The 12,552-nt window shown below is 58.0% G+C and carries 13 protein-coding genes and 1 pseudogene; 7 read left to right on the top strand and 7 right to left on the bottom strand.

Annotated elements, in window-relative coordinates; all coding sequences use genetic code 11:
• The first annotated feature begins 53 nt into the window (after positions 1-53).
• The gene (locus AO242_RS13515; protein WP_099269105.1) at positions 54-2,114 is read left to right on the top strand and encodes a S9 family peptidase; all 2,061 of its coding nucleotides are present in this window, start codon (positions 54-56) and stop codon (positions 2,112-2,114) included.
• 107 nt (positions 2,115-2,221) lie between these two features.
• Positions 2,222-2,698, top strand: coding sequence for a cyclic nucleotide-binding domain-containing protein (locus tag AO242_RS13510; RefSeq protein WP_095093625.1), 477 nt, complete (start codon positions 2,222-2,224; stop codon positions 2,696-2,698).
• Positions 2,699-2,879: 181 nt separating this feature from the next.
• Here the strand turns inward: AO242_RS13510 and AO242_RS13505 are convergent, their stop codons facing one another.
• Entirely contained in the window at positions 2,880-3,164 is a 285-nt protein-coding gene (locus AO242_RS13505) for a hypothetical protein (RefSeq protein ID WP_099269104.1), read from the bottom strand.
• 93 nt (positions 3,165-3,257) lie between these two features.
• On the opposite strand from AO242_RS13505, the gene AO242_RS13500 reads away from it, so the two are divergent.
• The 4 genes from AO242_RS13500 to AO242_RS13485 all read left to right on the top strand — a co-directional run bounded on the left by AO242_RS13500 (position 3,258) and on the right by AO242_RS13485 (position 5,464).
• Complete coding sequence (locus tag AO242_RS13500) at positions 3,258-3,944, top strand: spermidine synthase (RefSeq protein WP_099269103.1); 687 nt, start codon at positions 3,258-3,260, stop codon at positions 3,942-3,944.
• A 71-nt stretch (positions 3,945-4,015) separates the two neighbouring features.
• Positions 4,016-4,387, top strand: coding sequence for a YajD family HNH nuclease (locus AO242_RS13495; protein ID WP_095093505.1), 372 nt, complete (start codon positions 4,016-4,018; stop codon positions 4,385-4,387).
• 126 nt (positions 4,388-4,513) lie between these two features.
• The gene (locus tag AO242_RS13490) at positions 4,514-5,002 is read left to right on the top strand and encodes an RNA methyltransferase (protein WP_087265375.1); all 489 of its coding nucleotides are present in this window, start codon (positions 4,514-4,516) and stop codon (positions 5,000-5,002) included.
• 87 nt (positions 5,003-5,089) lie between these two features.
• Positions 5,090-5,464, top strand: a complete 375-nt coding sequence (locus tag AO242_RS13485) for a YgaP family membrane protein (protein WP_027901863.1) — start codon at positions 5,090-5,092, stop codon at positions 5,462-5,464.
• Positions 5,465-5,678: 214 nt separating this feature from the next.
• Here AO242_RS13485 and AO242_RS13480 read toward each other — a convergent pair whose 3' ends face one another.
• Entirely contained in the window at positions 5,679-6,128 is a 450-nt protein-coding gene (locus AO242_RS13480; protein WP_027901862.1) for a YcgN family cysteine cluster protein, read from the bottom strand.
• A gap of 228 nt (positions 6,129-6,356) precedes the next feature.
• Here AO242_RS13480 and AO242_RS13475 point away from each other — a divergent pair, with 228 nt between their 5' ends.
• Entirely contained in the window at positions 6,357-6,950 is a 594-nt protein-coding gene (locus tag AO242_RS13475; protein ID WP_099269102.1) for a nitroreductase family protein, read from the top strand.
• Between the two features lie 104 nt (positions 6,951-7,054).
• Here the strand turns inward: AO242_RS13475 and AO242_RS13470 are convergent, their stop codons facing one another.
• The 5 genes and pseudogenes from AO242_RS13470 to AO242_RS13450 form a co-directional block, all read right to left on the bottom strand.
• Entirely contained in the window at positions 7,055-7,987 is a 933-nt protein-coding gene (locus AO242_RS13470; RefSeq protein ID WP_099269101.1) for a D-2-hydroxyacid dehydrogenase, read from the bottom strand.
• A gap of 114 nt (positions 7,988-8,101) precedes the next feature.
• On the bottom strand, positions 8,102-8,395 hold the full coding sequence (locus AO242_RS13465) for a YcgL domain-containing protein (RefSeq protein WP_027901859.1): 294 nt from the start codon (positions 8,393-8,395) through the stop codon (positions 8,102-8,104).
• Positions 8,392-9,525, bottom strand: a complete 1,134-nt coding sequence (gene rnd, locus AO242_RS13460) for a ribonuclease D (protein WP_099269100.1) — start codon at positions 9,523-9,525, stop codon at positions 8,392-8,394. The genes AO242_RS13465 and rnd overlap by 4 nt, the downstream gene beginning before the upstream one ends.
• Before the next feature lie 147 nt (positions 9,526-9,672).
• Positions 9,673-10,212, bottom strand: a pseudogene (locus AO242_RS13455) (methylated-DNA--[protein]-cysteine S-methyltransferase); the annotation flags it as partial.
• 334 nt (positions 10,213-10,546) lie between these two features.
• Positions 10,547-12,235, bottom strand: a complete 1,689-nt coding sequence (locus AO242_RS13450) for an NAD-dependent malic enzyme (RefSeq protein WP_099269098.1) — start codon at positions 12,233-12,235, stop codon at positions 10,547-10,549.
• Positions 12,236-12,552 lie beyond the last annotated feature (317 nt).

Raw genomic sequence — 12,552 nt, 5'->3', positions numbered from 1 at the left:
GCGGCTTTTCATTTTCCCCGCTTGCGCCAGGCGCCTCCACGAGAGAGCCCTGCATGACCTTATCGAATTCAGCATCAACTGCCCCCCTCGCCCGCAAAGCCGATGGCGCAGATCCTTACGCCTGGCTGCAAAACCGCGACACCGAGGAAGTTCTCGACTACCTCAAGGCAGAGAACGCCTGGCAGCAGACACAGCTTGCGGATCAGGAAGCGCTACGCGAGACGCTGTTTCAGGAGATCAAAGGCCGCATTCTTGAAACAGACCTGTCGCTGCCCTCACCTTGGGGACCGTATCTGTATTACACCCGCACCACCGAGGGTGACGAATACGCCCGGCATTACCGCTGCCCGCGTCCGGCAGACGACTCGATGAGCATCGACGAAAGCCGTGAAGAAGTATTGCTCGACCCCAATGTATTGGCGGGGGGCGGTTTCTTCTCCCTCGGGGCCTTCAGCATCAGCCCGGACCACCAGCGTCTGGCCTACAGCCTGGACACCACCGGCGAAGAGGTTTATCAGCTTTACGTCAAAGAGCTGAGCAATGGTCAGGTCAGCAGCCTGCCGTTTGAAGATTGCGACGGCAGCATGACCTGGGCCAATGACAGCCAGACGCTGTTTTTTGGCGAACTGGACGATACCCATCGGCCTCACAAGCTGTATCGCCACCGACTGGGTGATGACTCGGCGGATCTGGTTTTCAGCGAGCCAGACGGACGCTTCTTCCTGCATTGCTATCGCAGCAGTTCGGAAAAGCAGTTGATTCTCGGGCTCGACAGCAAAACCACCAGCGAAGCCTGGGTGCTGGATGCTGATCGACCGCAACATGTATTCGTGTGCATGGCACCGCGCGTTGAAGGCCACGAATATTCCATCGATCACGGCCAGGTGGATGGCGTGTGGAGCTGGCTGATCCGTAGCAATCAGGACGGCATCAACTTTGCGCTGTATCAGGCTAAGCAAAAAGCCACTGGCGTACCGACCCGCAATGACTGGCAAGTGCTGGTCCCGCACAGCGACACGGTGATGCTTGAAGGTCTGAGCCTCAACGCCAAGGGCCTGACCCTTAGCCTGCGCGAAGGAGGCTTGCCGATCATCGAGGTGCGCCCGCAAGGTCTGCCTGCCTATCGCGTGCAGTTACCGGATGCGGCTTACAGCCTTTACGTGCAGGACACGCTGGAGTTCGACAGCGATAAAATCCGCCTGCGCTACCAGTCCTTGAATCGACCGGCTCAGGTACGTCAACTGACGCTGGCCAGCGGCGAGCAATCGGTCCTCAAGGAAACCCCGGTGCTCGGCCCTTTCGATGCCGACGCTTACGTCAGCCAGCGTTTGTGGGCCACCGCCAGGGACGGTACGCAAGTGCCGATCAGCCTGGTGGTCAAGCGTGAACTGGCCGACCAGCCGACACCGCTGTACCTGTATGGCTACGGTGCCTACGGCGAAAGCCTTGACCCGTGGTTTTCCCATGCCCGCCTGAGCTTGCTGGACCGTGGCGTTGCCTTTGCCATCGCTCATGTGCGGGGCGGCGGCGAACTGGGTGAAGCCTGGTATCGCGACGGCAAGCAGGAAAACAAGCAGAACACCTTCGACGACTTCATCAGTTGCGCTGAACACTTGATCGCCGAGAAGCGCACCAGCGCCGAACAACTGGTGATCAGTGGTGGCAGCGCAGGTGGCCTGTTGATTGGGGCAGTGGTCAACAAGCGTCCCGAGTTGTTCAAGGCCGCGATTGCCGAAGTACCCTTCGTTGATGTGCTCAACACCATGCTGGATCCCGACCTGCCGCTGACCGTCACCGAGTACGACGAGTGGGGCAACCCGCAGGAGCCAGAGGTTTATGAGCGAATCAAAGCCTATGCGCCGTATGAAAACGTCAGCGCCCAACACTACCCGGCCATGCTGGTGATCGCGGGCTACAACGATAGCCGGGTGCAGTATTGGGAGGCGGCCAAGTGGGTGGCCAAACTGCGGGCTAACAAGACCGACGATAACCTGCTGCTGCTCAAGACCGAACTGGGCGCAGGCCACGGCGGCATGAGCGGTCGCTATCAGGGTTTGCGTGACGTGGCACTCGAATACGGGTTTATCTTCAAGGTATTGCAGATCAAGCCATGAACTCGGTTTGAAATCCGTGTCTTAGTAGCTGTGGGGTCGGACGCTTGAAGCGTCCGACCTCGCGCAAATACATCAACACCGTCGATTGGCCAAAACAAGACCCGACCATGTCAGAACAACCGTCACACCTGAATAACGAAATCCGCGACATGCTCATGGACTGTGGGCTGTTTGACCCACTGCTGCCTGCTGATTTCCAGACCGCTGCGGGCTACTTCAACATGGCATCGATTGCCAAGGGCGAAGCGATCTTCAGCGAAGGCGACCCGGGCTCGTTCATGAGCATCATCCATTTGGGCACGGTCTCGGTGCAGAAACTCAACCCTGAAGGGCAGACGGTGGAAATCGCCGTGTTGCGTCGTGGCCGGGCATTTGGCGAAATGGCTGTGCTGGATGGCGAACGCCGCTCAGCCAGTTGCATCGCCGCAACCGATTGTCAGTTGCTGAATCTGGGCCGGGACGCGCTGGAAAAAATGCTTGATGAAGCCCCGCGGGTTGCCGCGAAAATCATCCGTGCGCTGGCAACGTCGCTGTCCAAGCGCCTGCGCATGGTTGATGGCCAGTTATTGGCGCAGCAGGTTTAGCGGTGCCCGCAGCAAGCTTGCCAAGGCGTTGACCTCGTAGGACCGGCTTTAGCCGGGAGGATGTCGTTACCAGCGCTGGATTTGCATGGACGGAAATGCAGCTCTCCCGGCTAAAGCCGGTCCTACAGTTTTGTAGCGTCCACAGAACACTTTAGCCACTGGGACGTCAGCAATCATTCAGTTATTTAGGCCGAGCCGGCATAGGCGTAGGAATATTCGGATCCTGCCCAGGCACCGGCTGCCCTTTGGGCGGCTGCGGCAGTTCGACTTTGGGCAGCAATGCCCCGTCGCCCTGCGTCCCGTTTATGAGCGCAGGCCCCGGCGGAACGACCTGAGGATACGGCGTCGGTGTAGCGGTGCCCGGCGAACCCGATGCGGGGATAGATGCCGCAGACTGATTATCTGCATAGCCGACATTTACCCAGAGCGCAGTCAGGATAATCGCCGGTAGAATAGCGCGCTTCATCAATGGCCTCCTGTGCCAAACGATTGTTGTGCCGTTCAGCCTACTCCTGGCCGACGACCTATGGTCAAAAATCTACCTCCAGACGAGTCCTCAATGAAACGTTTCGTACTGCTCGACACCACTGCCATTCCCGATAACGGCGGTGCTTTGTGCCTGTTCGAATACGGTGAAGACTTTGTGATCAAGATTCAGGGCGGCGATGGCGGCCAGTTGATGAACACTCGCATGCACGGCTCCGAAGACGCTTTGGCGGAGATCCCCTGCAAAAAAGTGGCTTCACGGGTACAGCCTCGCGTATTGATCGGCGGCCTCGGCATGGGTTTTACCCTGGCCTCTGCGCTCAAGCACCTGGGCAAGAATGGCGAAGTGCTGGTCGCTGAGCTGGTACCCGGTGTAGTGGAGTGGAATCGCGGGCCACTGGGCGAGAAGTCTGGTAATCCGCTACTGGATCCACGCGCCAAAGTGATCGTTCAAGACGTCGCTCAGGTACTGAAAAGCGAGCCTCATGGCTTCGATGCGATCATGCTCGACGTGGACAACGGCCCCGAAGGCCTGACGCAGAAATCCAACAGCTGGCTCTACTCTTCCGGTGGACTGGCCGCGTGTGCGCAGGCTCTACGCCCCAAAGGCATTCTGGCTGTGTGGTCAGCCAGCGCCGATCAGAAGTTTTCCGACAAGCTGCGCAAGGCCGGTTTCAAGGCTGAGGAGGTGCAAGTCTTCGCCCACGGCAACAAGGGCACGCGGCACACCATCTGGATCGCCGAAAAACTCAAAGGCTGAACCCGACGCGACGCGCTAGACTTGACGCATTCATTATTGTTTCATCGACCGAATCCGATACAGGTGACCTCATGAGCACGGCCAATCCACCCTCCCACACCGCCAAGCTGGATCGCATCCTCGCCGACGCCCAGCGCGACCGCGAGATGGGTTATCGCGACAAGGCGCTGCGCATGTACCCCCACGTCTGCGGCCGCTGCGCCCGTGAATTTGCCGGCAAGCGCCTGAGCGAACTGACCGTGCACCACCGCGACCACAACCACGACAACAATCCTCAGGATGGCTCCAACTGGGAATTGCTCTGCCTTTACTGCCACGACAACGAACACTCGCGCTACACCGACCAGCAGTACTTCTCGGAAAGCTCCACCAGCAGCCCGAAAGCCGCCAAGGCGACGCACAACCCGTTCGCGGCGTTGGCGGGGTTGATGAAGAAGGAATAGAAGCAGTTTCGAGCTGCAAGCTTCAAGCTGCAAGTAAGAGCAACCCAATCCGCTTGTAGCTTGTAGCTTACCGCTTGCGGCTTTGCCACCGTATAATCGCCCGCTTTTCCCTGCGAGCACTTTCCCGTGGCAAACAAACGCTATGCCTGCATTGGCCTGTTCAATCCCAAGTCTCCGGAAAACGTAGGCTCCGTGATGCGTGCAGCGGGTTGTTATGGGGTGGCGTCGGTGTTCTACACCGGTAAACGCTATGAGCGCGCTCGGGACTTCGTTACCGACACTAAAAAGATCCATCAGGACATCCCGCTGATCGGCATCGAAGACCTGAAAAGCATCCTGCCCCTGGGCTGCATTCCAGTCGCGGTCGAACTGGTGGACGGGGCTCGCGCCCTGCCGGAATACACTCACCCGGACCGAGCACTGTATATCTTCGGCCCCGAAGACGGCTCGCTGGACAAAGAGATTCGCGACTGGTGTGAAGACGTCGTCTACATCCCGACTCAGGGCTGTATGAACCTGGCTGCCACCGTCAATGTGGTGCTTTACGACCGCATGGCCAAAGGCGTCAACACGCGCTCAGGTCCACAATTCGGTCGGGAACAGGCTGATTCGTAAACAGCTCGGTGAAATGGATTGAACAGTTTCGGAAGGCAATAGTCAGTTCTTACTGAACCGAAAATCATCCCATCATGGAGCAACATCATGAGCGATACCCCGATCGTAGAACGCATTGACGACGCCATCGAAGGCAAACCAGAACAGAATGTTCAAGGCTGGGAGCGTGTTGGCTCGCTGGCAGGCGGCGTATTGATGATGGGTAAAGGCCTGCGTCGGGGCGGTTTCTTCGGCCTGATTCAGCTGGCCATTGGCGGCGCGGTGCTGGCCCGCGGTATCACCGGGCATTGCTCGGCCAAGAGCATGGTCGAGAAAAGCCGCAACGATCTGGACATCGCCAAATCGCGCATCAAACGTGCCGGTGATGAGTTGAGCTTGTTGAAGACCAAAGCCGAAGTGGCGACTGAAGACGCGCTGACTGAAGGTCTGGAAGCGCTGACCAAGCCGAAGAACGGGCTGTAAAACTCACCGTACCGGTAGGAGCGAACTTGTTCGCGAGAGGCGATGACTGACACACCGTCTCGCCAACAAGTTGCCTCCTACCCGGCCCGGCGACAAACCTGAAAATAACGCGTGAAGCTTTCACCGCATTGGTAGGAGCGAACTTGTTCGCGAGAGGCGATGACTGACACACCGCCTCGCCAACAAGTTGCCTCCTACCGATACGCGCAATGATTCAACCCGCGCGAAAGATCAGATAATCCTCCCAATCATCCTCAGGCACGCTGTTCTCGCTGACCATGCGACCAGACTGAGAGATGCGCTCTTTGTGTACCGCATCCCGATCACCACACACCAGGTGATGCCAGAGTGGCAGGTCCTTGCCTTCGCTGACCAGACGATAACCACAGGTCGGCGGCAACCATTTGAATTCGTCAGCCTGCCCCGGCGTGAGCTGGATGCAATCCGGTACCGATGCCCGGCGATTGGGGTAATCCGTGCACTGGCAGGTTTTCAGGTCGAGTAACTTGCAGGCGATACGCGTGTAATAGACGCTGTTGTCGTCCTCGTCCTCAAGCTTCTGCAGACAGCACAGGCCACAGCCGTCACACAGCGACTCCCACTCGGTATTGTCCAGTTGGGCGAGGGTCTTGCGGATCCAGAAGGGTTCAACTTTAGCGGCCATGGGTTCGGGCTATCAGCATCAGGTAGGAAAAAGGCGGCCAGTCTAGTGCGACAGGGGCCACGGGCCAAGTGTGATCGACTGTCGGTACTCAAGACTTGTCATCGGACGGACGGCGCAGTAGCTTTAGTGCGCTGCTTTTATACAACATGCGCTAGTCGACATCCGCGATGCCTGCCGTCCACGGCCCACCGCTTGAGCGCTCCTCCATCCTCGCCTTTCAGGATTCCCATGAGCACAAACCCTCGCGTCGCCGATTATCCCATCGACCCACAATTCACCGAACGCTGGTCGCCTCGCGCGTTCAGTGGCGAAAGCATTCCTCAGGAAACCCTGCTGAGCTTTTTCGAAGCTGCGCGCTGGGCGCCTTCGGCTTATAACTCGCAGCCTTGGCGTTTTCTGTATGCACGCCGGGACACGCCGAACTGGGAGCGTTACCTGAGCCTTTTGGTCGAGTTCAACCGTAACTGGGCGCAACATGCGGCGGCACTGGTGATCGTGATCTCCAAGACCACCTTCACTGCACCCGGCGCCACGGAAGAAAGCCCGGCGCTTTGGCACACTTTCGATACCGGCTCCGCCTGGGGCTACCTGGCCCTGCAAGCAAGCTTGAGCGGCTGGCACACCCACGGCATGGCCGGTTTCGATCAGGAACTGACCCGCAAAGAACTGAATATTCCCGAGGGCTACGCGGTGCACGCAGCCGTGGCAATCGGCAAGCTGGGCGACAAATCGATCTTGCCGGAATACCTGCAAGGCCGCGAAGTGCCAAGCCCGCGTCAGACCGTGGCGCAGTTGGCAGCAGAAGGTGATTTCAGCCTGTAAACCCCAAATCTGGTAGGAGCGAACTTGTTCGCGAGAGGCGGTGACTGACACACCCTCCTCGCCAACAAGTTGCCTCCTACCCGGATGCGACGATAGACCTAGCCTCAATATCCCCGCGAAAAATCCACTTCCCCGCGCAGCTGCTCACCCGCCTCATAGGCTTTGAGATTCTCAAGAAACAGCCCGACCATCGCCACGGGCGAAGTCGGCGCCGAACTGTGACCGGTCAGCAGCAAACCCCAGGCGGTCCAGAACGGGTGGCGCTGCGGCAGCGGTTCCTGACGGCAAACGTCAATCACTGCGCCCGCCAGATGCCCTTCCTTGAGGGCCTCCACCAAATCAGCATCAACCACCGAAGTACCGCGCCCGACGTTCATGAACAAACCCGTAGGCTTGAATTTGGCGAACAGCTTCGCGTCGTAAAGATCGTGGGTTTGCGCCGTGTTAGGCAGCAGGTTGATCACGTAATCCACCTCTCCTACTAGCCGGTCCAGATCTTCCATCGCGCCGACTTCAACGAAAGGTGCCTGAGTACGGGCGCTCGATGCGATGCCGTAGACCTGCACGCCAAACGGCACCAGGAATTGCGCCACGCTCACACCAATATCACCCGCGCCGACGATCAAGGCCTTGCGGCCTGCGAGACTCTGGCCGCTGCGGTTGTCCCACTTGCGCTCGACCTGGCTGACCAGACGCGCCAGCACTTCACGTTCGTGACCCAGCATGTAGGTCAGCACAAACTCGGCCATGACCTGGCCAAATATGCCAACCGCTCGGGTCAAACGGTAATCTCGGGGAAGACCTTCGGCGAGCAGCGGCGTAATGCCTGCCCAGGTCGATTGCATCCATGCGGGTTTATGTCCCTGACGCAGCAGGTTAGCCAACAGGTCCGGCTGGCCGAGCCATACCGGGCAATCAGTGGCAAACCTGGACAACTCCGCAGAGTCGCCCGTGCTGAGGATTTCCAGTTCCGGCGCAGCCTTGCGCAGCAATTGGGTGTAGACAGGGTAATCGTGTTCGGCGATCAGAACGCGCATGGCTTCAAAACCTTAAAAACAATACAAGCGACCACTGACCGGCAATGCGCCCTGACTCGGCGCGCTGACCAGTATCAATCTTTATAACTTCGGCTAACGGGTGCTGGTTTGGGCTCAGACCGGATCATTGCGGCGCAACAGCTCTTCGGGCAAGTGTTCGATGTACTCGTCCTCCGCTGGCGGCATCTGCAAGTGATAACCCTGGGTGTCGAGGTTCTCCAATACCTTGTTGATGTCTTCGCGAGACAACGCTCGCTCCGGGCTCAATACCAGATCGAATGCGTGAAACGGCTTGCCGAATGCGACCATCAATTCAGGCGGTACGCGCTTGAGCTCATCGCTCTTGAGCACGTACAGGTACATTTCATTTCTCTTGGTGCTGCGGTAAATCGAGCAAATACGCTTCACTGCTGTTCTCCTGCGTTGGCCAGGCTATCGAGCAACGCCTGGCCCATCAATTCGCGACGCCAGCCACGCAGCGAATCGGGCAATTGATAGGGACCGTTCGGGAAACCGCTTTTAAGCAGGGCTTCCAGGGTCTTTTTGCGCAACATCAGCTCTGACGCCATATCCAGTTGTTCGGCATAGCGCTGGCCAACGGCACGGAGTGTCTTGATCACGGCCGCGGCTTCGATCGGCAAAGGCTCAGGTAGCGCTGGCGGCCATTGATCCGGCGGCACGCTGCTGGCTGTCTTGATCAGGTTAAGCAGAAACTCGCCATCCTGACGCACGGTCTTGGGGTGCATGTCATCAATCTTTGCCAGCGCCGCCAGACTGTCCGGCTGAGTCCTTGCCAGCGGCCACAGCGAGTGCTCGCGCAAGATGCGGTTACGCGGCACATTGCGGGCACGGGCCTCACGCTCACGCCAGGCACACAGTTCACGGAGGACTGCCAACTGAGCACGGGACAGTTTCCAGGCCAGCTTGGCCTCGCGGTAAACCTCATACGGATCAACATCGCGACGCAAATTGGCAACCAGCTCGGCACCGTCGTCTAGCAACCACGCGTATTTTTCGTCAGACAGTCGCGGGCGTAGAAGGCTGTAAAGCTCGGCCAGATGCACCGCGTCTTCCGCTGCGTAGCTGATCTGCGTTTCGGACAACGGACGTTGCAGCCAGTCCGAACGGGTCTCGCCTTTAGGCAGGTCGATGTTCAGGACGTCCTGAACCAGACGCGAGTAGCCCATGGAGAAACCCAGGTTCAGGTAAGCAGCCGCCAGTTGAGTATCGAACAGCGGCGCGGGCAGGCTGCCAGTCAGACGCAACAAAACCTCAAGGTCTTCGCTGCAGGCATGCACCACTTTGATGACGTCAGGGTTTTCCAGCAGTGCAGCCAGCGGCCGCCAGTCATTGATCAGCAGCGGGTCAATGAGCCACGCGCTGGTGCCGTCACCGATCTGCAGCAACGCGGCGATAGGGTAAAAAGTGTCGACCCGCATGAACTCGGTGTCGAGTGCAACAAAGGGCAGCGACTGCCACTGTGCGCAATGCAGGGCGAGGCTGTCGTCGTCGCGAATCCAGTGAATATCGATGGCCACACGGCTCTCCCTTGAAGAATGGCGCGCAGTATATATCGCACTCGGCAATTACCGCGCATCTGTCCTGCAAGTGTTAAACATCTTCATCCTGGATTTACAGCTAATACAGGCGAAAAGTGACCGTTCATCGGGCCAACGCTCCGACCTTCAGAACGCCAACTGGCCCTGTTCGTCGATTTGGAGCTTTACGCGCTCCAGACGCAACAGGAATTCCTTGCGATGCTTGCCACCGCCATAACCTGTGAGCGAACCGTCTGCGCCGATCACCCGATGGCACGGCAGAACGATGGACATGCGGTTGCTGCCATTGGCCAGCCCGACCGCACGGCTGCCGCCTGGCTTGCCCAACAACAGCGCTATTTCGCCATAGGTGCAGGTGGTGCCATAAGGCACCTGACGTAACGCTTCCCATACCTGATTCTGAAAAATACTACCCGGCGTGTGGAGCGAGACTTCAAAGCGGGTCAGCGAGCCTTCGAAGTAGCGGTTCAGTTCGTCTTCGATCTGCAGCAGATGCGGCGTATCTCCCGCACCGATCAAATAGCCGAAACGGCTGCGCAGCTCTTCGACCTCACGCATCAGGATCGGTCGATCCAGGAATTCGAGCATCACCAACCCGCGCTTTTCCGCCATGGCGAGCATTGGGCCGAGGGGCGTTGGCAAGATTTTGAAATACAGCGGCTCGCCGGTGGAAGGCTTAGCTGGCCGGGTTTGCAGCAGGGTTTTCAGGGCGGCGTTGAAGGCGAAGATCTGTTCAGTTCCTGCCTCGTCGATTCCTTCCAATACATCTCTCCTGTGCCTTGCCAGTTATCAGTGGAAAAACTGCCAACCTGTAGGAGCTGCCGAAGGCTGCGAAAGCGATCTATCAGATAAAACGTCTTCGCAGCCTTCGGCAGCTCCTACAGGTCACGCGTGACGCAAAGATCCTGCATAAAAGCGCCAGATGAGCCAAGTTTAAACCCATAAAAAAGCCGCGATAGGTTTACCTGTCGCGGCTTTCGCTCAACTCGTCAACCCGCGATCAAACCGCGCTGCGACGATACGCCCGGTATTTCGGCTGCCAGAAATTACGCTGGATCGCCTCAACCAGAAACTCCTCAGTGGTTTCCAGAGCCACACCATCAGCCTGAGCCTGCTTGGCGACTGCCAGAGCGATCTTCTTGCTGACTTCCTGAATCTCCTTCAGCGGCGGCAATACTGCGTCGCCCTTGCCCGTCACCATCGGCGAACACTCAGCCAGCGCGTTGGACGCCGCCATGAGCATCTTGTCGGAGATCCGCGTGGCTTTTGCCGCGATCACACCCAGACCGATGCCCGGGAAGATATAGGAGTTGTTGCACTGTGCAATGTGGAACGTGCGATCGCCCACAGTCACTGGCGCAAAGGGACTACCGGTAGCCACCAATGCATCGCCGTTGGTCCAGGTCAGAACTTCCTGCGGGGTGACTTCGACTTTAGACGTCGGGTTGGACAGCGGCATGACCAGCGGCTTGGCGCAGTGTTTGTGCATCTCGCGGATGATTTGCTCGGTGAACAGGCCACGCTGGCCGGAAACACCGATCAACACAGTCGGCTTGCCGTTAGTCACTACGTCCAGCAGTTCAGGATAACCCGCACCGTTCGACCAGCCCGCAACGTCACCCGCTTTCTGGGCCAGGTTCTTCTGGAATTCCAGCAGGTTGTCCATGCTGTCAGTCAGCAGGCCAAAACGATCCACCATCATTACCCGCTTACGAGCTTCTGCTTCGGTGAGGCCTTCAATCACCATCGCGGCGATGATGTGCTCGGCAATACCACAACCCGCCGAACCTGCACCGAGGAAAACCACGCGCTGCTGACCGAGGGTTTCGTTCTTGGCTTTACAGGCGGCGAGCAAAGTCCCCACCGCCACCGACGCGGTGCCCTGAATGTCATCGTTGAAGCAGCAAAGCTCGTCGCGGTACTTGTCCAGCAACGGCATGGCGTTGGTCTGGGCGAAGTCTTCGAACTGCAGCAACACGTCCGGCCAGCGACGCTGAACGGCTTCGATGAACAACGCGATGAAGTCTTCGTACTCTTTGCCGGTCACCCGCTTGTTGCGCCAGCCCATGTACATCGGGTCGTCGAGCAACTCTTGGTTGTTGGTGCCGACGTCCAGCACGATAGGCAACGTGTAAGCCGGGCTGACCCCGCCGCACGCGGTGTACAGCGACAGCTTGCCGATTGGAATACCCATGCCGCCGATGCCCTGATCGCCCAGACCGAGAATTCGCTCGCTGTCCGTCACGACGATGATCTTGATCCGGTCTTTAGTGGCGCTACGAAGAATGTCATCAATGCGGTCGCGATCCGGATAGGAAATGAACAGACCGCGGTGAGTGCGATAGATTTTGGAGAATTCCTGACACGCCTGCCCTACCGTCGGCGTATAGATGATCGGCAGCATTTCATCGAGGTGGGAATCCAGCAGACGGAAGAACAACGTTTCGTTGTTGTCCTGGATCGAACGCAGATAAATATGCTTATCCAGATCGCTCGCGCACTGCTGATACTGGCTGTACACCCGCGTAACTTGCTCTTCGATGGTCTCTACGTTTTGCGGCAGCAGACCGATCAGATTGAATTCGACCCGCTCTTGCGGGGTAAAAGCACTGCCTTTATTCAGCAGGGGCATTTCCAGCAGCGAAGGGCCGGCATAGGAAATATATAAAGGTCGCGAAGTCTTGGTCATTTTCAGTTATCGCCTTTTCTTGTCTACTCGTATTCAGTCCGTACAACCAAGGCTGGCAACCTGGAATCTCCATGCAGAGCGCATCAGAGCCAGCCCCGAAAAATCGGGGGTCGTGAAATCAAGGTGCACATCTTACTCGCGCAAAATCGTGTTGCGACAATTTGCCGCTACTACATGGCGAAAGGATGGCAAAAAATCAGACTCGAATGCCCCGGCGCTGCTGGTTAAACTCGGATTGTGACGAAGTGTGTAACCAGGATGAGATTCAGAAAATCGTCCATGATCACTATTGCTGGTTTGCGGTGAGAGCACCAAAG

The sequence above is a fragment of the Pseudomonas sp. ICMP 561 genome, assembly GCF_002699985.1.
GTDB lineage: Bacteria > Pseudomonadota > Gammaproteobacteria > Pseudomonadales > Pseudomonadaceae > Aquipseudomonas > Aquipseudomonas quasicaspiana.
This window is presented reverse-complemented; position numbering and strand designations above follow the sequence as displayed.